Here is a 20,784-nt window from a genome sequence, read left to right as displayed (position 1 = left end):
ACGTTACGGCAGCTTCGGCAGGGCCATGCCGGTCAGGTCCCCGGTCAGGCTCTTCATGAACTCGACGAGGTCCTGCTTCTCCTGGTCCGCCAGGCTCAGCGCGCTCATGAACGGGTCCTTCCCCGGCACCGCCTCCCCGCCCTTGTTGTAGAACTCCACGACCTCCTCGAGCGTCTGGAAGCCGCCCGTGTGCATGTAGGGCGCGGTGAGCGCCACGCTCCGGAGGCCAGGGGTCTTGAAGGCACCCTTGTCCGCGTCCCGCTTGGTGACCGCATAGCGGCCCGGGTCCTCCTTGAGCGGCCCCGCCTGCGGCACGCCGATGTTGTGGAACTTGTTGTCGGAAAAGTTGGGCCCGTTGTGGCAGAGCACGCAGCGAGCTTTTCCTTGGAACAGCTCCAGCCCGCGCCGCGCCGACTCGGACAGGGCACCCTTGTCGCCGGCCATGTACCGGTCGAAGGGCGAGTTGGTCGAGACCAGCGTGCGCTCGAAGGCCGCGATGGCCTTGGCGATGCCCTCCGGCGTCACGCCGGTTCCGAACACGGCCTGAAAGCGGGTCCGGTAGCCCTTGACCTTGTTGAGCTTCTTCACGACGTGCTCCAGGGTCTCGGCCATCTCGATCGGATTCTGGATGGGCCCCAGCGCCTGCTCCTCCAGCGAGCCGGCCCGGCCGTCCCAGAACTGGAGGTGGTTGTAGGCGGCGTTCATCGCCGGAGGCGCGTTGCGGCCGCCCTGTTTGCCGCCGACCCCGATCGAGAACTGGCGCGGATCGGCGAACCCGGCCGCCGGCACGTGGCAGCTGGCGCAGCTCACGCTGCCGTCCTTGGAGAGCCGGGCGTCGAAGAACAGCAGCTTGCCCAGTTCCACCTTCGCGTCGAACTGCAGGTTGTGAGCGGGAATTCGCGCTTTCGGCAACTGGCCGAGGGCGAGGTTCGGCTCTTCGCCCAGGCCGCTCCGGGGGCTTAGAGCGACGACGAACAATCCGACTGCGACGATCCGCATCAAGGTCTGCAGGCTCATGGGCTTCGCTCCTTTCCTCTCAGCGATCGGCCGCCGATCCGTGAGTCCCGTTCGGCAGCCGCCGTGCTTCCGTTTTCGCGACGATATCCGACGGACGGATGCGAGTCAAGGGCGGGAAGATCGGTTGTCGGCGCGCGGAAGCCCGGCTATAATGGGCCGCCATGAGCCGTGAGCGGGCCAAGCGAGCCAAGCTCCTCCAAGCCCTCCTCAACGCCCCTTCCTACCGACGAGCCGACCGGGACCCCGAGTTTCTTGCCCGCGACGACCTGCGCCCCGTGCGCCTGCAGCTCGAACTGCTGAAACCGGAGCTGATCCAGCGGGAGGAAGGCATCCGCTCGACCGTGGTGGTCTTCGGGAGCGCCCGCCTCTGCGAACCGGCCCAAGCGCGGAAGCGGCTGGCGGAGGCGGAGGCCGCCCTGTCGAAGAGGCCCAAGGACCCGGAGCGGCGGCGGGCCGCGGCCATCGCGCGACGCCGTCTCGCGCTTTCCCCCTACTACGACGAAGCCCGCAAGTTCGGCTGCCTGGTCTCCTCCGTCTGCCAGGTGAACGGACGGTGTGAGTACGTGGTGGTCACGGGCGGCGGACCCGGGATCATGGAGGCGGCCAACCGGGGCGCGGCCGACGCGGGCGGCAAATCCATGGGGCTGAACATCACGCTGCCCCAGGAGCAGCGGCCCAATCCCTACATCACCCCGTCGCTCTGTTTTCAGTTCCGCTACTTCGCCCTCCGCAAGATGCACTTCCTGCTCCGGGCCCGGGCGCTCGTCGCCTTCCCCGGCGGGTTCGGCACGATGGACGAGCTGTTCGACGCGTTGACGCTCCTGCAGACGGGCAAGGTCAGCGGGGTGACCGTCGTGCTGGTCGGACGGGCCTTCTGGGAGCGGGCGATCAATTGGACCTTGCTGGTCGAGGAAGGCCTGATCGGCCGGGAGGACCTCCGGCTCTTCCATTACGCGGAAACGGCCGAGGAGGCCTGGAACATCATTGCGGCCAGCCAGAAGGGGCAGCCTCCTCCGAATCTGCTCGACGACCCGCCCGCATGAAGATTTCCTTCCACGGCGCGGCCCGGTCCGTCACCGGCAGCCGGCACCTGATCCAGGCCGGCGGGGCGAGGATCCTACTGGATTGCGGCCTGTTCCAGGGACGGCGCGAGGAATCCGACCGGCACAACCGGTACCTGGGCTTCGAGCCCCGGTCGCTGGACGCGGTCCTGCTGTCGCACGCCCACATCGACCATTCCGGGGCGCTCCCGGTGCTGGCCCGGCACGGTTTCGGGGGCCGGGTTCACGTGACCCGGGCGACCGGCGACCTGGCGGCGGTGATGCTGGAGGATGCCGCGCGCATTCAGGAGAGCGACTGCGCCTACATCAACCGGAAGGAGGGGCGGCGCGGCAAGCAGTGCCGCCGTCCCTACTACGATCTGGACGACGTGCAGGCCCTCACGAGCCGCTTCTCCGGCGTCCGCTACGACGACCCGTTCACGGTCCGGCCGCGCGTCAACGCCTCCTTCCACGACGCGGGACACATCCTGGGCTCGGCGGCCATCCGGCTCTCGGTCACGGCGGGCGGCAGCACGACCACCGTCCTGTTCACCGGAGACCTGGGCCGGAAGCAGATGCCGATCCTCCGCGATCCCGAAGCCCCGCCCCCTTGCGACGTGCTCATCATCGAGTCCACCTACGGGGACCGGGTGCACGGCGAGAGCGACGAGACGATCAAGGCCAGGGTGCAGGAGCTGGTCGCCCAGGCCGTGGCGCGCCGCAGCAAGGTGATCGTCCCGGCCTTCGCGGTCGGGCGCACGCAGGACCTGGTTATGCGGATCAAGGAGCTGGTGCGGGAGAAGCGGATCGAGCCGGTGCCGATCTACATCGACTCCCCCCTGGCGATCAAGGCGACCGAGATCTTCCGGCGGCACCCGGAATGTTACGACGAGGAGACCTACCGGACCTTCGCGGCCGGGGACGACCCGTTCGCGGCCCGCTACATCCGCTACGTCTCCTCCGTGCAGGAGAGCGCGAAGCTGAACGACTTGGCGGGACCCTGCGTGATCATCGCGGCCTCGGGCATGTGCGAGGGCGGGCGCGTGCTGCACCATCTCAAGCACGCGATCCAGGACGAGGCGAACGTGGTCGCGATCGTCGGCTTCCAGGCCGAGCACACGCTGGGCCGCAAGCTGGTCGAGGGCTGGGAGACCGTGCCGATCTTCGGCGTGCCGACGCCGCGGCGGGCGCAGGTGGTGCGGTTCAACGGGCTCTCCGCCCATGCGGACCGGGAAGATCTCCTCGCCTACGTCCGGGCCATCGTGCCGAAGCCGGCCAGGGTCTTCGTCGTGCACGGGGAGGAGAAACAGGCCTTCGCACTGGCGGCGGCGATCCGGGCCGAGCATGCCGGCATCCAGGTGACCGTGCCGGAGCCGGATTCCACCCACGATTTGTAGAACGTGCCCGGAGCGCCGGCCGTTGCCCGGGCCTCACGAGCTTGTTAGACTCCGGACGGCAACTATGGGGCAGCCAGTGGGCGTGAGCCGCGAGTCGTCCAACTGGATCATCGAGTCCGGACAGGCTTGGAAGCTGTGCGTCACGCTCGCCGGGTTCGGTCTGGCCCTCGCCTGCTTCACCCTGGCCTTCTTCACGCTCGGCGCGGGCGGCGGACGATTCCAGGCCCTGATGGCCTGCGGCTTCTTCCTGGCCTGCGCCACCTTCGTCTGGCTCATCACGGCGCTCCGCTGTCCGCGGTGCCAGGCCAAGCTGGTCTGGCTGATGGCCGCCAGCCGCCCGCACAGCTCCTGGCTCATCGACCTGGCCGGGCTGGACCGGTGCCCGGCCTGCCAGACCCCGCTCGCGCCGGCCGAAAAGGACCGTCCATGAGAAGATGCACGTCCATGCGCAACCGGGCCCTGTCGGCGGCGATCGCGCTGGCGCTCCTGGGCCCGTCCGTTTCAGCCCAAGCCGGCGAGGAGCCACGGTTTCGAGCGCGGGACCTGGGCATCGTCGTCGGCCGCTACCAGCCGGGGCCGCGCAACGCGATCACGGATGTGGCCGGGGTGAAGGTCGGGCACGTGACGCTGATCAAGGGGCAGGGGGCGCTCAAGCCGGGGGAGGGACCGGTCCGCACCGGCGTCACGGTGGTCGTGCCCCGCGACGACGTCTGGCACAAGAAGGTCCCGGCGGGAGCCTTCGTGCTCAACGGCACCGGCGAGATGACCGGCCTGGCCTGGGTGGCCGAGTCCGGCTTCCTCGAATATCCGATCGCGCTGACCAGCACGCTCAACGTCCCGCGCGTGGCCAACGGGGTCATGAGCTGGATGATCCGGCGATATCCCGAGATCGGGATCACGGACGACACCCTCACGCCGGTCGTCGCCGAATGCGACGACAGCCGCCTGAACGACAGTCAGGGCCGGCACGTGTCGGAGGCGGACGTCGTACGGGCCTTGGACGAAGCGCACAGCGGGCCGGTCGCGGAAGGCGGCGTGGGAGCCGGGACGGGGATGGTCTCCTACGGCTTCAAGGGCGGCATCGGCACGGCCTCACGCCGGCTGCCGGAGGGAGACGGGGCATACACGGTCGGGGTCCTCGTCAACGCCAACCACGGGCGGCGGGAGGAGCTGATCGTGGCGGGGGTGCCGGTGGGAAAATTGTACGACGCCCCAAAGGCCGCGGTCCCCCCGGGCGGAGAGGGCTCCATCATCATCGTCATCGCCACCGACGCCCCGCTGGACGGGCGCCAACTCGGCCGCCTGGCCAGGCGGGCGGCCTTGGGGCTCGCCCGCACCGGCTCCACCGCCAGGCACGGCAGCGGGGATTTCATGCTGGCCTTTTCCACCGGCAACACGATCCCCCACTATCCCAAGGAGCGGACCTACCCGATGACGCACCTGGCCGACACCCACCTGAACCCGCTTCTGGCCGCGACCGTCGAGGCGACCGAAGAAGCCATCCTGAACGCCTTGACCATGGCCTCGACGATGGAGGGACGGGACGGACGGCGCGTGGAGGCGATTTCCCTCTCCCGGCTGCGTACGTTGGTCGGGGCCGGTCGGTGAGGCCCTGCTGCTTTTTATGAACGACTTCCATGGAGCCGCTCCGGCCCGCTTGCATTTCCACGACGGCGTGTCTATCCTTGCGGAGGACACCTCGGACTTCGGCAGCGAAGGAGAATCACGTGGGCGAGTACCAGATCGGCGGCGGCCTGAAACTCCTGACGGCGATCGAAAAGACGCAGGCTTTCGGCGAGTTTCTCCAAGCCCGCATGGTGCGTGCGCTCGAGACCGAAGACCCCACCGAATTGCATTATCTCCTCGCCCAGCTCGACGACTACCATTCCTACATGTGGCGGTACTACAAGAAGCTCCAAGCCCAGCGGGGCGAACGCGCGAACCTGCCCGAGTAGCGCCGGAGGACGACCGCCTGCCATGCTGACCAGGCAAGAGACAGGGCTCCGGTTCTCCGTCTCGCTCGCGCGCGACCGGGACCCGTCCAAGGCGGGACGGGCGCTGGGCGCTTCGGCCAGGCGCGAGTTGGGGAACGCCGGAGCCGACCTCGCGTTCCTGTTCTTTTCCGCCCATTACGCCCCGGAGGCCGAGGACCTGTGCCGGGCCGTTCGGGAGGAGTTGACGCCCCGGACTCTGCTCGGCTGCACGGGGGAAGGGATCATCGCCGGCTCAGAAGAGGTCGAGACCGGGTCGGCGGCCGTCCTCTGGGCCGCCTGCCTGCCGGAGGTTCGGATCGCTCCCTTCCGACTGTCCTTCCCCCAAGGAGCGGACGGGTTCGCGATCAGGGGATGGCCGGACGTGCTGGAGACGGGGGCCGAGCCGCCGGCCTGCGTCCTTCTGGCCGACCCCTTTTCCACCCCGATCAACGAAGTGCTGCCGGCCTTGGCCGACCGGGCCCCGGGAACCGCCGCAATCGGCGGACTGGCCGGGGGCGGGCACGACCTGGGCGAAAACCGGCTGGTATTCAACGACGAGGTCCTGGAAGGCGGGCTGGTGGGGACGGCCCTCTCCGGTCGCATCGCGGTCCGGACGATCGTCTCGCAGGGTTGTCGGCCGATCGGCGAGCCCTTCGTCGTCACCAAGGCCGAGCAGAACGTCATCCATGAATTGGGCGGATCTCCGGCTCTGGACCGATTGCAGGCGGTGTTCGAATCGCTGGGCAGCGATGAGCGGCGGATCGCCCACCGGGCCCTGCACATCGGCATCGTGATCGACGAGCATCGCGCGCGCTTCGAACGGGGGGACTTCCTGGTCCGGAACCTGATCGGGGCGGACCGCAACTCCGGCAGCGTGGCGATCGGCGACGAGGTGCAGGAGGGGCAGACCGTCCAGTTCCACCTCCGCGACGCCGACGCCGCGAGCGAGGACCTGCAGCTCTTGCTGGCCGCGGAGCGGGCCAAGCGCGGGAAGCCGCCGCTGGGCGCCCTGCTGTTCAGTTGCTGCGGACGGGGCCGAGCCCTCTTCGGCCGCCCGAACCATGACGCGACGACGTTCCGGGAGCGGGTGGGAGACCTGCCGCTGGCGGGATTCTTCGCACAGGGCGAGATCGGCCCGGTGGGCGGCAGCAACTTTCTGCACGGCTACACCGCGAGCCTGGCGCTGTTCTCGGAACCGGAATAGGGAGACGGGCATGATCGGAAGAACAACGACGCTGAACGTCCTGCTGGCCGCGGCGATCACGGCGACGGTTTCCTTCGCCCAGGCAGCGGACCGGAAGTCCGGCAACCAGGAAGGAGGGCTGGTGGTGACGACCGAATCGGGACTCCAGTACGTGGACCTCGTCCCGGGCAAGGGCCGCCAGGCCGAACTGGGCGACACGGCGACGGTGCACTATACGGGCTGGCTCGCCGACGGCACCAAGTTCGACAGCTCCCGCGACCGCAACGAGCCCTTCTCGTTCCGCGTCGGCGCGGGGCAGGTCATCAAGGGATGGGACGAGGGCGTCGGCTCGATGCAGGTGGGCGGCAAGCGCAAGCTGATCATCCCGCCGCACCTCGGCTACGGGCCGCGCGGGGTTCCCGGCGCCATCCCGCCCAACGCGACCTTGACCTTCGAAGTGGAACTCCTCGGCCTCCGGTGACCGGCCATCCGCAGCCGGCTATCGGCATGAAGCGCACTCCTCTGTTCGACGGCCACGTGGCCGCGCAGGCCAGGCTGGTGGACTTCGCCGGCTGGGAGATGCCGATCCAGTATTCCGGCGTGGTGGACGAATACCAGACCGTCCGCACCGCCGCCGGGCTCTTCGACGTGAGCCACATGGGCCGGATCGCCCTCTCCGGCGGCGGCGCGCTGCCCTTCCTCCAGTCGGTCGCGACCAACGACGCGGCGAAGCTGGCCGTGCTGGAGTCCCACTACTCGATGGTCTGCAATCCCGACGGCGGGATCAAGGACGACATCTTCGTATATCGGCTCAAGGCGGACGAGTACCTGCTCTGCGTCAACGCCTCAAACCGGGAGAAGATCCTGGCCTGGCTGAAAGAGCAAGCGACCGGACGCGTGGACTTGCGGATCGAGGATAAGTCGGGGACACTCGCGCAGTTGGCGCTCCAGGGCCCCGCCTCCCGGAAAGTCCTGGCCGACCTGGGCCTGAGCCGGATCGAGGATCTGAAGCCGCGGCACTGTCTGGAGGCGACCCTGGCCGGGGCTCCCTTGCTCATCACCCGCACCGGCTACACGGGCGAGTTGGGCTACGAACTCTACGTCCCGGCCGGCCGCGCCCTGGCCCTCTGGACCGAGCTGCTCGCGGTGGGTAAGGCGGCCGGGCTGAAGCCGGCCGGGCTGGGCGCGCGGGACCTCCTGCGTCTGGAGATGGCCTACCTGCTCTACGGCAACGACATTTCCGAAGACACGACGCCGATCGAGGCCGGTGCGGACTGGGTAGTGAGCTTCGAGAAGGGGGACTTCATCGGACGCGAGGCCCTGTGGCGGCAGAAGAGCCAAGGCTCGGCCAGACGGCTGGCCGCCTTCGAGCTGCTCGAAAAGGCCGTGCCCCGACACGGGTTCAAGATCCTGGCTGACGGCCGCCAGGTCGGGGAGGTGACCAGCGGCAACCTGTCGCCGATTCTGCAGAAGGGCATCGGGCTCGGCTACCTGCCTCCCTCCCTCGCCGGCGTCGGGTCTGCCATGACCGTTGACATCCGCGGCCGCCTCGTCCCGGCCCAGGTCGTCAAGCCGCCGTTCTACAAGCGCAAGGCGTAGCCTTGCGCAGGTGCGAGGCTAGGGGCAAGGGGCGGGCGGTGGCTGGGGCGACGAAGAAACGTCGCTCGCGATGCGTGAAGCGTCTGATGAACGACGAGAGACGAGCCACGGGAGACGCGTCACGCGCCTCGTGCCTCTAGCTCATGAGCATCAAGAACATCTTCAAGGGCCGGGTGCTGACGCTCAACCTGGAAACCGTGGAACTGCCCAACGGGGCCACGGTCGAGCTCGAAATCGTCCGGCATCCGGGCGCGGCGGCGGTCGTGCCGATGAAGGACGAACGGACCGTCGTGCTGATCCGGCAGTTTCGGCTGGCCGCCGGAGGCTTCATTTACGAGATCCCCGCCGGCAAGCTGCATCCGGGCGAGGACCCGCGCGCCTGCGCCGAGCGGGAGATCGAGGAAGAAATCGGGTACCGGGCGGAACGGATCGAGCGGCTCGAGACCTTCTTCACCGCGCCGGGGTTCACCGACGAAGTCATGCACCTCTTCAAGGCCACAGAGCTCACGAAAACCCAGCAGCGGCTGGACCACGACGAGGTCCTCGAGGTGGTTGAGATACCGCTGGAGAAGGCGATCGAGCTGATCCGCGACGGGACCATCCGGGACGCCAAGACGATCGTCGGCCTGCAATCCGTTTACCTGCGACAACGGCCCGTCTGAACCGGTCCCTCCCTCCAGGGCCGCTTACCCGGCCATCGCCCGGATCGCCTCCAGCGTCTTGTCCACTTCCTCCGGCGAAGTCAGGAGGCTCGGGGCCAGGCGGATGTATTTCACGGCGTAGGGGGTCTCGCTGGCGATGATCCGGCGTCGGCGGAGGGCCTCCACCGCCTTGTCCGGCTTCCAACCGGCCAGCTCGAAGCAGACGATGCCGGCCGACAGGTCCTCGGCCATGGGCGTGTGCAACGTGACGCCCTTGATCCTCGCCAGCCCCTCCTTCAGTTGCCGGTTGAGCGCGTGGATGCGCGCCTCGATCCTGGCCTTGCCGACGGCGAGGTGGAAGCGGAAGGCCTCGCCCAAAGCCCACCGGTGCTCGAAGGAGTGGAAGCCGCCGGGAGTCATGCGCGCGGCCTGGGAGACCTTTTCCTTCGGAGGCTCCTGCATCCAGATCCGGTAGGCGTCCATGTTGAACGTGGGGATCGTCGCCTGGGCGAGGGACCAGGCTTCAGGACGGCCCCAGACCAGGCCCGTACCGCGCGGGCCACACAGCCACTTGTGGGTGCCGGCGACGAAAAAGTCGCAGCCCAGATCCTCCATCCGCACGTCCTCGACTCCCAATCCGTGCACTCCGTCCACGCAGAGGAGCACCAAGTCCCCTTCGGCGCGGGAGACGTTGATCCGCTTCAGCGCCTCGGCCATCTCCCTGATCGGGAGCTTGAGGCCCGTGCTCGAATGGACCCAGGTGACCGCGACGTAGCGGGTCTGCGGGCGGATGTGCCCGACCAGCGTCGCGACGATCTCCTCCTTCGAGACTGTCTTCAGGTCCCGGTACAGGGGGACGGTCCGGATCGAGGCGCCGGTCCGCTCGGCGCGCAACTGGAGCGAGGTCTGCGTCGAGTAGTGGTCGTGGGTCGTCGTCAGGACCTCCTGCCCTTCGCGCAGCGCGAGCCCGCCGTAGAGCAGGCCCAACCCCATCGTCGTACTGTCTGTCAGGGCGATATCCAGCGGGGACACGCCCAGATAGTCGGCGGCGGCGCGGAGCACGTCGGCTTCGAACCGCTCTTCGTTGTCGGCCCAGTAGTGGGCCGGGTTCTCGTCGAGCCCGCGCCGGTGCCGCTCGATGGCCTCCCGGACCGGTGTGGGATGGGAGGCCAGGAGGAAGCCGGTCATGTGGACGAAGTCGCGCGAGAGGAGAAACTGGTCCCGGACCGCCTCCCAGGTGTCGAGCTGGGGCGGCGCGGCCGAGGCGGGCCGGCTCAGGGCGGGGAGAGTTCCCGCCAGTGCGCCCGCGCCGAGGAACAGACCGGTTCGGACGAGAAAGGCCCTGCGATTCAAGCCGGGAACCGGATCTGATTCCATGATCTCGTCTTGCTATTGGTAGCTGTCCGGCGGCGGGCAGGTGCAGAAGAGGTTCCGGTCGCCGTAGGCGTTGTCAATGCGCGCGACCGCCGGCCAGAACTTGTGCTCGCGCACCCAGGGGGTGGGGAACGCCGCCTGCTCGCGGCTGTACGGGTGGGGCCAGTCGGTCGCGGCGACGGCCTGGGCCGTGTGCGGCGCGTGCCTGAGCTGGTTGTTGTCGCGCGGCAGGCGCCCCTCCACGATCTCCTGGATCTCCCCGCGGATCGCGATCATCGCGTCGCAGAACCGGTCCAGCTCGATCTTCGATTCGCTCTCCGTCGGCTCGATCATCAGGGTGCCCGCGACCGGGAAGGACATGGTCGGCGCGTGGAAGCCGAAGTCCATGAGGCGCTTCGCGATGTCGTTGACCTCCACGCCGGACGTCTCCCTGAAGTGCCGCACGTCCACGATGAACTCGTGGGCCACGAAGCCTTTCCTCCCCGTGTAGAGCACCGGGAAGTGCTTCTCCAGCCGCCTGGCCATGTAGTTGGCGTTCAGGATCGCCACCGTGGTCGCCTTGGTCAGCCCTTCGCCCCCCATCAGGGCGATGTAGACCCAGGAGATCGGCAGGATGCTCGCGCTGCTGTAGGGCGACGCCGCGACCGGTCCGATCGCCTTGGCCCCGCCGACCTTGCGCAGCGGATGGCCCGGAAGGAACGGGGCGAGGTGGGCCGCCACCGCGATCGGCCCCATGCCCGGCCCGCCGCCCCCGTGCGGAATGCAGAAGGTCTTGTGCAGGTTCAGGTGGCAGACATCGGCGCCGATGTCCCCGGGCCGGCAGAGCCCAACCTGGGCGTTCATGTTGGCCCCGTCCATGTACACCTGCCCGCCGTGCTCGTGCACGATCGCGCAGACCCGCGTGATCCCCTCCTCGAAGACTCCGTGCGTGGAGGGATAGGTGATCATCAGCGCGGCGAGCCTGTCCCGATGCTGCTTGGCCTTGGCTTCCAGGTCCGCGGGGTCCACGTTCCCCCTGGCGTCGCAGGCGACGGGCACGACCGTGAGCCCGGCCATGGCCGCGCTGGCCGGATTCGTCCCGTGGGCCGAGACGGGAATCAGGCAGACGTTCCGCTGACCCTGGCCGCGATCCTTGTGATAGGCCCGGATGACGAGCAGGCCCGCATATTCCCCCTGCGCCCCCGCATTCGGCTGGAGCGACACGGCAGCGAAGCCGGTGATCTCGGCCAGCCACCGTTCCAGTTGCGTGAAGAGCTCCTGGTACCCCTGGGTCTGCTCTTCCGGGGCGAACGGATGGAGACGGCCGAAGCCTTTCCAGGTGACCGGAATCATCTCCACGGTGGCGTTCAGCTTCATCGTGCAGGAGCCCAGCGAGATCATGGAATGGACCAGCGAGAGGTCGCGCGCCTGGAGCCGGTGGATGTACCGGAGCATCTCGTGCTCGGAGTGGTACCGGTTGAAGACCTCGTGGGTCAGGTACTTGCTGGTTCTGGCCAGCGCTGGCGGCAACGACGTGGGCGGGGTTCCGGCCAGGTCCTCCGCCTTGAACGGCAGCGGCCGATCGGCCGCGAAAATTTCCCAAAGCGTCTGAAGATCGTCCGCCGTCGTGACCTCGTCCAAGGCGATGCCGAGCGAGCCGTCCGCGAAGCGCCGCAGGTTGATCCGTTTCCGGGCCGCGCGGGCCAGCACGTCCTCGGTCCGATCCTTGGCTGCCGGCCGGACCGACACCGTGTCGAAGAAGGGCTCGCGCCCGACCTCGCAGCCCAGCCGGCGCAGGCCTTCCGCCAGCAGGCAGGCCAGGCCGTGCACCCGCTCCGCGATCCGCTTGAGCCCCTCCGGCCCGTGATAGACCGCGTACATGCTGGCCATGACCGCCAGCAGGACCTGCGCCGTGCAGATGTTGCTGGTGGCCTTCTCGCGCCGGATGTGCTGCTCGCGGGTCTGCAGGGTCAGCCGCAAGGCCGGCTTCCCCGCCGCGTCGCACGACACCCCGACGAGCCGGCCGGGCATCTGGCGGACATAGTCCTGTTTGGTGGCGAGGAACGCCGCGTGGGGGCCGCCGAAGCCGAGCGGCACGCCGAACCGCTGGCTGGAACCGACGGCGATGTCCGCACCGAGCTCGCCCGGCGGCTTGAGCAACGTCAGGGCCAACAGATCGGTCGCGACCACGACCTTCACCCCCGCTGCATGGGCCTTGGCGATCAGCGAGCCATAGTCGCGCACCGCCCCGTCCGTGGCCGGATATTGGAGCAGGAGCCCGAAGAGGCCGCCGAACTCGACCCGATCCGACCGGCCCACGTGCAGGCTGATGCCTAAGGGCTCGGCCCTGGTCTGCATGACCGCGATCGTCTGGGGATGGCAGTCGTCCGCCACGAAGAAACCGATCTTCGTTTGACTCTCCCCGGCCTCGTGGTGCGCGATCCGCAGACACATGGTCATGGCCTCAGCGGCAGCCGTCGCCTCGTCCAGGAGGGAGGCGTTCGCCAGCGGCAGGCCCGTCAGGTCCGCCACCATGGTTTGGAAGTTGAGCAGCGCCTCCAGCCGGCCCTGGGCGATCTCCGGCTGGTAGGGGGTGTACTGGGTGTACCATCCGGGATTCTCCAGGATGTTCCGTTGGATAACCGGCGGGGTCATGCAGTCGTAATAGCCCAGCCCGATGAAGGAGCGGAAGATCTGGTTCCGGTCGTGCAAGGTCCGCAACCGGGCCAGCGCCTCGAATTCGCCCAGCGGGGCATCGAGCGCCAGGCGCCTCTTCAGCCGGATCTCCTCCGGCACCGTGGCCTCGATCAGGGCGTCGAGCGACTGGAGGCCGAGGGTCGCCAGCATCTCCTGGATGTCGGCGTCGGTCGGGCCCAGGTGCCGGGTGACGAAACGGTCGGTCTGGCTCAGCAGGTCCTTGGCATCCATGGTCCGGTCCTTGGCTCCTTGCGAGAATGGATCAACAGGGTCGGGGCACGTCTTCCAGCGGCCACCGGTATATCATAACTCCTCCTCCGGGTGAAGGCGTCTGACATGGCACCCTCCTTGCGAAATCCTCCCGCTTCCGCCATCATGTGGCCATGCGTGCAGACCCTGGCCGTAGCCGGCGGCCCTCCAGCCAGATCCCCCGGCCGGCCGCATGAAAGTCCACGACATCCTCATCGTCGGAGCCGGCCTGGCCGGCATGAGGGCTTCCCTCGCCGCGCTCGCCCACCGACCCCACCTGGACGTGGCGGTCCTCTCGAAAGTCCATCCGGTCCGCAGCCACTCGGTCGCCGCCCAGGGCGGCATCAACGCCGCCATCGGGGAGCATGATTCCTGGGAGCAACATGCCTTCGACACGGCCAAGGGTGGCCTGTACCTGGGCGATCAGGACGCGATCGAGGCCATGTGCCGGGAAGCCCCGGGTGACATCCTGGAGCTGGAGCGCATGGGCGTCATCTTCAGCCGGGACGAGCGGGGCCGGATCGCGCAGCGCCCGTTCGGCGGGGCCGGAGCCGTGCGCACTTGCTACGCCGCAGACCGTACCGGCCACGCGCTCCTCCACGTGATGTACGAGCAGCTCCTCAAGCACCACGTCTTCGTCTACGAGGAATGGTACGCGACCAGCCTGATCGTCGAGGGCGGAGCCTGCCGCGGGGTCGTCGCCTGGGACCTCAAGCAGGGCGGCCTGCACGTCATCGGCGCCAAAGCCGTCATCCTGGCCACGGGCGGGAGCGGCCGCGTCTTCCTCACGAGCACGAACGCGGTGATCAACACCGGCGACGGGATGGCCCTGGCCTACCGGGCCGGGGTGCCGCTGGAGGACATGGAGTTCGTCCAGTTCCACCCCACGACTCTGAAGGACACGGGCATCCTGATCACCGAAGGGGCCAGGGGCGAGGGCGGTTACCTGCTCAACACGCTGGGCGAGCGGTTCATGAAGAATTACGCGCCGGAGCAGATGGAGCTGGCCACCCGCTCGACCGTCTCGCTCGCGATCGGCCAGGAAATCCTGGAAGGGCGCGGGGTGGACGGCTGCGTGCTCCTGGATCTCCGGCACCTGGGCCGGGCCAGGATCGAGGAGCGACTGCCGCAGATCCGACAGCTCGCGATCGAGTTCGCCGGCGTGGACCCGGTGGAATCCCCGATCCCGGTCCGGCCCGGCGCCCACTATCAGATGGGCGGGGTGCGGGCCAACCAGTGGGGGGAGACCGAACTGCCGGGCCTCTACGCGGCGGGCGAGTGCGCCTGCGTGAGCGTCCACGGGGCGAACCGGCTGGGGGGGAACTCGCTCCTCGAAACGATCGTCTTCGGCCGGCGGGCCGGAACGAGAGCCGCCGAGTCCGTCGGCGGCGTTCCCCCCCGCGCCGTCTCGGACCGGACGCTGCTCGCCGAGGGAGAGCGGATCCGCCGGCTCATGGAGAGCAGGGGCTCCTGGCGCGCCTGGCAACTGCGCGAAGAGCTGGGCCGGGTCATGAGCCTGAACCTGGGCATCTTCCGGACCAGGAAATCCATGGACGAGGCGAGCGAGAAGGTCCGGGAGCTGAAGGCCAGAGCGGCCTTCCTCCACCTCCAGGACCACGGGCTGGTCTTCAACACCGACCTGATCCAGGCCCTGGAGCTCCAGTCGCTTTTAGAGGTGGCGGAGACCATCGTGGCCGGCGCCCTGGCCCGCGAGGAGAGCCGCGGGGCCCACTACCGCTCGGACTTCCCCACTCGCGACGACGCCAACTGGCTCAGGCACACGCTCGCCCGGCGCACGGCCGAGGGCCCCGCGCTCTCCTACGCGCCGGTCACGATCACGCGCTTCCCGCCGAAATAACGGATTGCACGGTCAGAACCGCACGATCCAGGGCAGCTCCTCCAGCACGGCCCGGATGGACGCGAGGTTGCCGGGCCTCGTCAGGGCCCCCACCGCGTCCCGCAGCCTTCCTCCTTGAATTGACACGTACGCGTCGTGAACCGACACGGCGATGTGCTGCATCAGGCTGGTGTCGCGATAGCAGTTGATCATGCACTTGGTGCAGCCGTCGCGCACCAGCTTCGAACGGTCGAATTCGTAGATCGAGCACATGGGCTTGTCCCAGGCGTGGCAGCGCCACAGCATGAGCTTCCAGTCGAGAAAGAAGAACCGGTACCCGGCGATGCATGGATACCGTTGCGCCTCCCCGCGGAGGAACCGCTGCATTTCGTCGAGAGAGAGGGTCGGGTTGACGACGCGGAACCGCTTCTTCAAACCCTTCACTCTCTCATAGGCGTCCAGGAGCTCCTGCTTGTTCTGGTTGACGAGCGGCGAATCCGAGAACCCCAGGAAGTTGGACGACAGGGACGTGAGCGGGTAGGAGAAGACGACCGATGCAAAGCCCAGCGCCTCCAGGAACTCCGGCAGGGCCTCGTAGTCCACGAGCCGGCTCATGGTGACCGAGGCTGTGGCGTGCAGGCCGAGCTCCTCGATCATCTCGTTCGCGCGACGGATCCGGTCGCAGACGCCGGGGAGCCCCCGGTTGCGCTCGTGCGCCTCGCGCGACGCGGCGTCAATCGAGATGATGAAGCTGGACAGGCCCGCCTCGGCGAGCTCGCGAATCTTCTGCGGCTTCAGCAGGCCGGCATTGGTCACCAGCATGACGTTCATGCCGAGCCCGGCGGCCCGTCGCACGAACGTGACGAGGTCGGGATGCAGGGTGGGTTCCCCGCCGGTGAAGACCAGGTAGCGAACCCCTTCTCGGTGGAGAATGGCCAGGGCGTCCAGGGCCCCCTGCCGCTCCACGAACTCCCACTGCTCTTTCGGCAGACGGTCCAGGGCGAAATTGCAGAAGCCGCAGTTGGCGTTGCAGGCCGTGTTCAGGGCGAACTGGCAGAAGCCCGGCCCGCCCTCCTGGAAGACCAGCCGCAGGATGTCGCGGGCACGGGAGAGGGACGGGACCAGCCGTCGTGTGCGCTTGGAGGACGCTGTCTGCAGAGGGCCCTCCATGAGTACCGCCGGTTGCCTGTGCACCGCGTGGCCGCCGTGGGAGCCGGCCGGTGATTGGAGCCGTAGTATACGGAGGCGCGGTACCCGCCCGCAAGCGGCCCCCCGGCCTCTGCTATAATCCCAGGCGGTGACCATGAGGATTCTCGTCGTCGAAGACGAAGCCAAGGTCGCTTCTTTCATCCGGCGGGCGCTGGAGGAGGAGAGCTACGCGGTGGACCTCTGCGCCGACGGCGCCCAGGGCCTGGACCAGGCGCTGACCGGCAGCTACGACCTCATCATCCTGGACTTGATGCTCCCCGGCCGCTCGGGCCTGGAGGTGCTCGCCTCGCTCCGCAAGGAGCAGGTCCGGACGCCGGTCATGATCCTCACCGCCCGCTCGCAGGTGGACCAGAAGGTCAAGGGGCTGGATGCGGGCGCCGACGACTACTTGACCAAGCCCTTCGCGATCGACGAGCTGCTCGCCCGCGTCCGGGCCCTGCTCCGGCGCGGGTCCGGCGAGGCGACCGGGGTGCTGCAGGTCGAGGACCTGATCCTGAACCCCGCCACGCGCGAGGTGACGAGGTGCGGCAAGAAGATCGATCTCACGGCGAAGGAGTACGCGCTGCTCGAATACTTCATGCGCAACGCCGGGCGGGTGCTCACGCGGCCGATGATCGCGGAGCACGTCTGGAACCTGGACTTCGACACCTTCACGAACGTCATCGACGTCTACGTCAACTACCTGCGCAACAAGGTGGACCGGGGCCACGAACGCAAGCTGATCCAGACGGTCCGGGGCAGCGGCTACATGCTCAGGAGCGGGAGCGAATAGCCTATGGCGTATAGCTTATGGTTCAGACCGGTTCCGGACTCCGGCCATACGCCATCAGCTATAAGCTCCGGGCTTTCATTGCGCGGCCGCCTTACGCTCTGGTACGGGTCGGCTCTCCTGCTGACCCTGCTGGCCTTCGCCGTGCTTCTGTACATGGTGATGGCCCGCGGCCTGCGGGAGCAGCTCGACCATGCCCTCGAAAAGGCGGCGACGGCGGCCGTGCAGGCCGTGGAGCAGCGGGGCATCGGTCCCTCGCTCCCCTTCGAAGACCTGAGCGAGGACTTTCCCGAGCTGGCGGTGGTGGACAAGTTTTTCCAGATCTTCAGCCCCGCCGGCAAGATCACGATCCAGTCGCGCAACGCCAAGCGGCTGGACGTTCCCCTGAGCCGGACCGCCCTGGAAGCGGCCTTCGTGGGCCAGTCCACGTTCGAGTCCGCGCGCTTCAAGGGGGAGTCCCCCGTCCGCCTCCTCTCCGTGCCGATCCGGCGCGGCGGGACCCTGGTCAACATCGTGCAGGTGGGCACCTCGATGCACCCGATCGAGCACACCCTGCGACGCCTGCTGGCCGTCTTCCTGCTCGCGACGCCGGTCGCGCTGCTGGTCGCGCTGGCCGGCGGCTGGTTCCTGGCGGGACGGGCCCTGCGGCCCGTGGAGGCGGTGACGGAAGCGGCCCGGCGGATCGCGGCGGGAGACTTGAGCCAGCGGCTCGCCGTTCCGTCCGCCCGGGACGAGATCGGGCGGCTCGCCGCGACCTTCAACGAGATGATCGCCCGGCTGGACGCCTCGTTCCAGCAGATCCGCCGGTTCAGCGCCGACGCCTCCCACGAGCTGCGGACGCCGCTCACGGTGCTGAAGGGCGAAGCCGAGCTGGCCCTGCGGCGGCCCCGCTCGGCGGAGGACTACCGGCTCGTGCTGGAGAGCGCGCTCGAGGAAATCGACCGGATGGCCCGGATCGTGGACGAGTTGCTGTTCCTCTCCCGCGCGGACCTGGGCGAGGTGAAGCTGGCATGCAAGCCGGTCCGGCTCGAGGCGCTGCTGGAGGACGTGCAGCGGCAGGCGGCGGTCCTGGGCCAGGACAAACAGGTCCAGGTGACCATCCCCCGGGCGGAGTCCTGTACGGTTTCGGGGGACGAGCTGCGGTTGCACGAGCTGATCCTCAACCTCGTGGACAACGCGGTGAAATACTCCCAGGTCGGCGGGACGGTCGAGCTGATGCTCGCGAGGGACCGGGACAGGGCCCGGCTCACCGTCGCCGACTCCGGCATCGGCATCGCGCCGGAGGAGCAGGCCCGCATCTTCGACCGGTTCTACCGGACCGAGACGGCCCGCGCCCACGACAAGCGGGGCACGGGGCTGGGCCTTTCCATCTGCAAGTGGATCGCGGAGGCCCATCGGGGCCTGATCGAGGTCGAGAGCCAGGTCGGCAAAGGCTCCCGCTTCACGCTCACCCTGCCGCTCGCCGGCTGAGCCGGCTCCCCATTAGACACTTTTAATTCCCCCCTAATCCTCCCTTCATCTTGGCTTGTTACGCTCCTGACCGTCAGTTGGGAGAACGGACCATCCGTGAAAAGGAGGAGGGCATCATGAACTCGTCGGTTTCCCGCAAGCTGGGGGTCATCGCCGGCCTGGCCCTGCTTGTGGCTGCATCGTTTTGGGCCGGTGAATCGGTCATATCCCACGCGTCGGGAATCGCGGCGACGCCCGCGGCCACGACCGCCACGCCGCCGTCCAAACTGGGACCGGGGTTCGCCGAGATCGCCCAGTCGGTCACGCCCGCCGTCGTGAACATCACGGCGGCCATGCCCATGCCGGGGCGCGACCAGCGCGATCTCCGGGACCGGATGGAAGAGTTCTTCGGCTTCCCCTGGGGACCCGAGGGGCCGCGCTTCCGCGGACCGCAAGGGCCGATGGAGCCCCGTCCGGGCGGAATGGGCTCCGGCGTGATCGTCTCGCCGGACGGCTACATCCTGACCAACAACCACGTCGTGGAGGGGGCCGGCGAGCTGACCGTCACGCTGCCGGACAAGCGGGAGTTCCGGGCCAAGGTCGTGGGCACCGATCCCAAGACCGACCTGGCCGTGATCAAGGTGGAGGCGAAGGACCTGCCGATCGTCGCCTGGGGCGATTCCTCCAAGCTCCGGGTCGGGGAATATGTGCTGGCCGTGGGGAATCCCTTCGGGCTCAACTCCACGGTCACGCTGGGCATCGTGAGCGCCTTGGGCCGGGGCCGGATGGGGATCACGCAGTACGAGGACTTCATCCAGACCGACGCGGCGATCAATCCGGGGAACTCCGGCGGAGCCCTGGTCAACGGCTCGGGCGAGCTGGTCGGGATCAACACGGCCATCATCTCCCAGACGGGCGGCTACCAGGGCGTGGGCTTTGCCGTGCCGGTGAGCATGGCCAAGCCGATCTACGAGAGCCTGGTCGCCACCGGCAAGGTCGTGCGCGGTTACCTGGGTGTCGGCATCCAGGACCTGACCCAGGAGCTGGCCAAATCCTTCCACCTGAAAGAGCCGAAGGGCGCGCTGGTGGGCGACGTGGCCGAGGACAGCCCGGCGGAGCGGGCCGGCCTCGAGCAGGGGGACGTGATCGTCGCCTACCAGGGGACGCCGGTCGAGGACGCGAGGGCGCTCCAGCAGCGAGTGACCAGGACGCCGGTCGGGACCAAGGCGCCGGTCACGGTCGTCCGCAACGGCCACAAGGTCGAATTGACCGTCACGGTCGGCGAGCAGCCAGGTCCGGTGAAGGTCGCCAAAGCTGAGTCCGGCACCGACCATGCGCTGGCCGGCTTGGATGTGCAGAGCCTGGACCAGCGGTCGGCGCGCGAGCTGGGTCTCAACGCCAAGACCCAGGGCGTCGTCGTGGTCAACGTGGCGCCGGGCAGCCTGGCCGACCGGGCCGGAGTCCTGCCGGGGGACGTGATCCGGGAGATCAACCGGCAGCCGGTCAAGTCGGTGAAGGACTTCGAGCGGATCGCCGGAGGCCTCAAGAAGGACCAGCGCGTGCTCCTGTTGGTCAACCGCAGGGGCGCGTCCCTGTTCATCTCGGTCTCAGTGTGAGCGCCGAACAAGAAGGAAGGGGGAAACCATGAAGAAGCCACCGGCAATCGGATTGATGGCCCTGCTGCTCGCCCTGGGACTCGGCGGACAGCCGGCTTGGGCCGATGAGGGACATGGGTACGGAAAGGGGGACGGGCACGAGACCCATCGCCTGATGGGGCATCACGGGGGCGCCGGCCACTACCTGCGACACCTCCTGAGGCACCAGAAGGAGATCGGCCTGACGGACGAGCAGGTCGCCAAGCTCCAAGCCCTCCGGCTGGACCTGGACCGCACCCGCATCAGGGCGGAGGCGGAGATCCAGGTCGCGGAGCGGGAGCTGGCCTCGCTCGTGAAGGACGAGAAGACGGAGCTCGCGACGATCGAAGCGAAGCTGAAGCAACGGGAAGAACTGGCCGTGGGGCTCCGCATGGCGGCGATCAAGGCGAGGCGGGACGCCGCGGCGCTCCTGACCCCTGAGCAACGGGAGAAGGAAAAGGCGGAGCATGAGAAGATGCTGCGCCACCATCGCGAGAGCTGACGCGGGGGTGGCGGCTGGCCCCGATCGTCCGCGACGGTTCGCGGATGATCCGGGCCTCAGGCGGGGCTCCGATGTGCCGATCGGACCCCCGCCTCTTTTTTTCTGGTTAATCGAAGACGACCGTTTTCTTGCCGTAGACCAGCACGCGCCGTTCGACGTGCAGACGCACGGCGCGCGCGAGGACCAGCTCTTCCAGATCGCGTCCCTTCCGGACCAGATCCTCGACGGTGTCACG

General features: G+C 68.3%; 19 protein-coding genes. 14 read left to right on the top strand and 5 right to left on the bottom strand.

The features are described from left to right. Nucleotides 1–3: 3 nt before the first annotated feature. On the bottom strand, nt 4–1,017 hold the full coding sequence (locus AB1411_16375) for a cytochrome-c peroxidase (GenBank protein ID MEW6545168.1): 1,014 nt from the start codon (nt 1,015–1,017) through the stop codon (nt 4–6). A 161-nt stretch (nt 1,018–1,178) separates the two neighbouring features. On the opposite strand from AB1411_16375, the gene AB1411_16370 reads away from it, so the two are divergent. From AB1411_16370 to AB1411_16330, 9 genes are all read left to right on the top strand, one after another. After that, nucleotides 1,179–2,060, top strand: a complete 882-nt coding sequence (locus AB1411_16370; protein ID MEW6545167.1) for a TIGR00730 family Rossman fold protein — start codon at nt 1,179–1,181, stop codon at nt 2,058–2,060. Next, nucleotides 2,057–3,454 carry an MBL fold metallo-hydrolase gene (locus tag AB1411_16365; protein MEW6545166.1) on the top strand — a complete coding sequence of 466 codons (1,398 nt, stop codon included), beginning with the start codon at nt 2,057–2,059 and terminating at the stop codon, nt 3,452–3,454. The genes AB1411_16370 and AB1411_16365 overlap by 4 nt, the downstream gene beginning before the upstream one ends. A 64-nt stretch (nt 3,455–3,518) precedes the next feature. Next, complete coding sequence (locus tag AB1411_16360) at nt 3,519–3,884, top strand: hypothetical protein (GenBank protein MEW6545165.1); 366 nt, start codon at nt 3,519–3,521, stop codon at nt 3,882–3,884. Further along, complete coding sequence (locus AB1411_16355; protein ID MEW6545164.1) at nt 3,881–5,062, top strand: P1 family peptidase; 1,182 nt, start codon at nt 3,881–3,883, stop codon at nt 5,060–5,062. Before AB1411_16360 ends, AB1411_16355 begins: the two co-directional genes overlap by 4 nt. Nucleotides 5,063–5,181: 119 nt before the next feature. Further along, entirely contained in the window at nt 5,182–5,409 is a 228-nt protein-coding gene (locus AB1411_16350; protein MEW6545163.1) for a hypothetical protein, read from the top strand. A gap of 22 nt (nt 5,410–5,431) precedes the next feature. Continuing rightward, complete coding sequence (locus AB1411_16345; protein MEW6545162.1) at nt 5,432–6,631, top strand: FIST N-terminal domain-containing protein; 1,200 nt, start codon at nt 5,432–5,434, stop codon at nt 6,629–6,631. 10 nt (nt 6,632–6,641) lie between these two features. Continuing rightward, nucleotides 6,642–7,091 (top strand): FKBP-type peptidyl-prolyl cis-trans isomerase, encoded by a 450-nt coding sequence (locus tag AB1411_16340; protein ID MEW6545161.1) that lies wholly within the window; start codon nt 6,642–6,644, stop codon nt 7,089–7,091. 26 nt (nt 7,092–7,117) lie between these two features. Beyond that, nucleotides 7,118–8,209: a glycine cleavage system aminomethyltransferase GcvT gene (gene gcvT, locus AB1411_16335; GenBank protein MEW6545160.1), complete on the top strand. Its 1,092-nt coding sequence runs from the start codon at nt 7,118–7,120 to the stop codon at nt 8,207–8,209. A 143-nt stretch (nt 8,210–8,352) separates the two neighbouring features. Beyond that, nucleotides 8,353–8,871 (top strand): NUDIX hydrolase, encoded by a 519-nt coding sequence (locus tag AB1411_16330; protein MEW6545159.1) that lies wholly within the window; start codon nt 8,353–8,355, stop codon nt 8,869–8,871. Between the two features lie 24 nt (nt 8,872–8,895). On the opposite strand, the gene AB1411_16325 is transcribed toward AB1411_16330, so the two are convergent. Both AB1411_16325 and gcvP read right to left on the bottom strand, forming a co-directional pair. After that, nucleotides 8,896–10,227, bottom strand: a complete 1,332-nt coding sequence (locus AB1411_16325; GenBank protein ID MEW6545158.1) for an aminotransferase class V-fold PLP-dependent enzyme — start codon at nt 10,225–10,227, stop codon at nt 8,896–8,898. 12 nt (nt 10,228–10,239) lie between these two features. Continuing rightward, a complete protein-coding gene (gene gcvP, locus AB1411_16320; GenBank protein ID MEW6545157.1) occupies nt 10,240–13,131 on the bottom strand; it encodes an aminomethyl-transferring glycine dehydrogenase in 2,892 nt (963 codons plus the stop codon). 211 nt (nt 13,132–13,342) lie between these two features. Here gcvP and AB1411_16315 point away from each other — a divergent pair, with 211 nt between their 5' ends. Next, nucleotides 13,343–15,007: an FAD-binding protein gene (locus AB1411_16315; GenBank protein MEW6545156.1), complete on the top strand. Its 1,665-nt coding sequence runs from the start codon at nt 13,343–13,345 to the stop codon at nt 15,005–15,007. 12 nt (nt 15,008–15,019) lie between these two features. Here the strand turns inward: AB1411_16315 and AB1411_16310 are convergent, their stop codons facing one another. Beyond that, nucleotides 15,020–16,156 carry a radical SAM protein gene (locus AB1411_16310; protein ID MEW6545155.1) on the bottom strand — a complete coding sequence of 379 codons (1,137 nt, stop codon included), beginning with the start codon at nt 16,154–16,156 and terminating at the stop codon, nt 15,020–15,022. Between the two features lie 133 nt (nt 16,157–16,289). Here AB1411_16310 and AB1411_16305 point away from each other — a divergent pair, with 133 nt between their 5' ends. From AB1411_16305 to AB1411_16290, 4 genes are all read left to right on the top strand, one after another. Beyond that, nucleotides 16,290–16,967 carry a response regulator transcription factor gene (locus AB1411_16305; GenBank protein ID MEW6545154.1) on the top strand — a complete coding sequence of 226 codons (678 nt, stop codon included), beginning with the start codon at nt 16,290–16,292 and terminating at the stop codon, nt 16,965–16,967. A gap of 78 nt (nt 16,968–17,045) precedes the next feature. Continuing rightward, complete coding sequence (locus AB1411_16300) at nt 17,046–18,434, top strand: heavy metal sensor histidine kinase (GenBank protein ID MEW6545153.1); 1,389 nt, start codon at nt 17,046–17,048, stop codon at nt 18,432–18,434. Nucleotides 18,435–18,550: 116 nt separating this feature from the next. Then, the gene (locus tag AB1411_16295; GenBank protein MEW6545152.1) at nt 18,551–20,029 is read left to right on the top strand and encodes a DegQ family serine endoprotease; all 1,479 of its coding nucleotides are present in this window, start codon (nt 18,551–18,553) and stop codon (nt 20,027–20,029) included. 28 nt (nt 20,030–20,057) lie between these two features. Next, nucleotides 20,058–20,549 (top strand): Spy/CpxP family protein refolding chaperone, encoded by a 492-nt coding sequence (locus tag AB1411_16290; protein MEW6545151.1) that lies wholly within the window; start codon nt 20,058–20,060, stop codon nt 20,547–20,549. 106 nt (nt 20,550–20,655) lie between these two features. Here the strand turns inward: AB1411_16290 and AB1411_16285 are convergent. Continuing rightward, nucleotides 20,656–20,784 (bottom strand): formyltetrahydrofolate deformylase (locus AB1411_16285; protein ID MEW6545150.1); only part of this gene is annotated, 129 nt, incomplete at its 5' end.

The sequence above is a fragment of the Nitrospirota bacterium genome, from assembly GCA_040757595.1.
Lineage (GTDB): Bacteria > Nitrospirota > Nitrospiria > Nitrospirales > Nitrospiraceae > JBFLWP01.
This window is presented reverse-complemented; position numbering and strand designations above follow the sequence as displayed.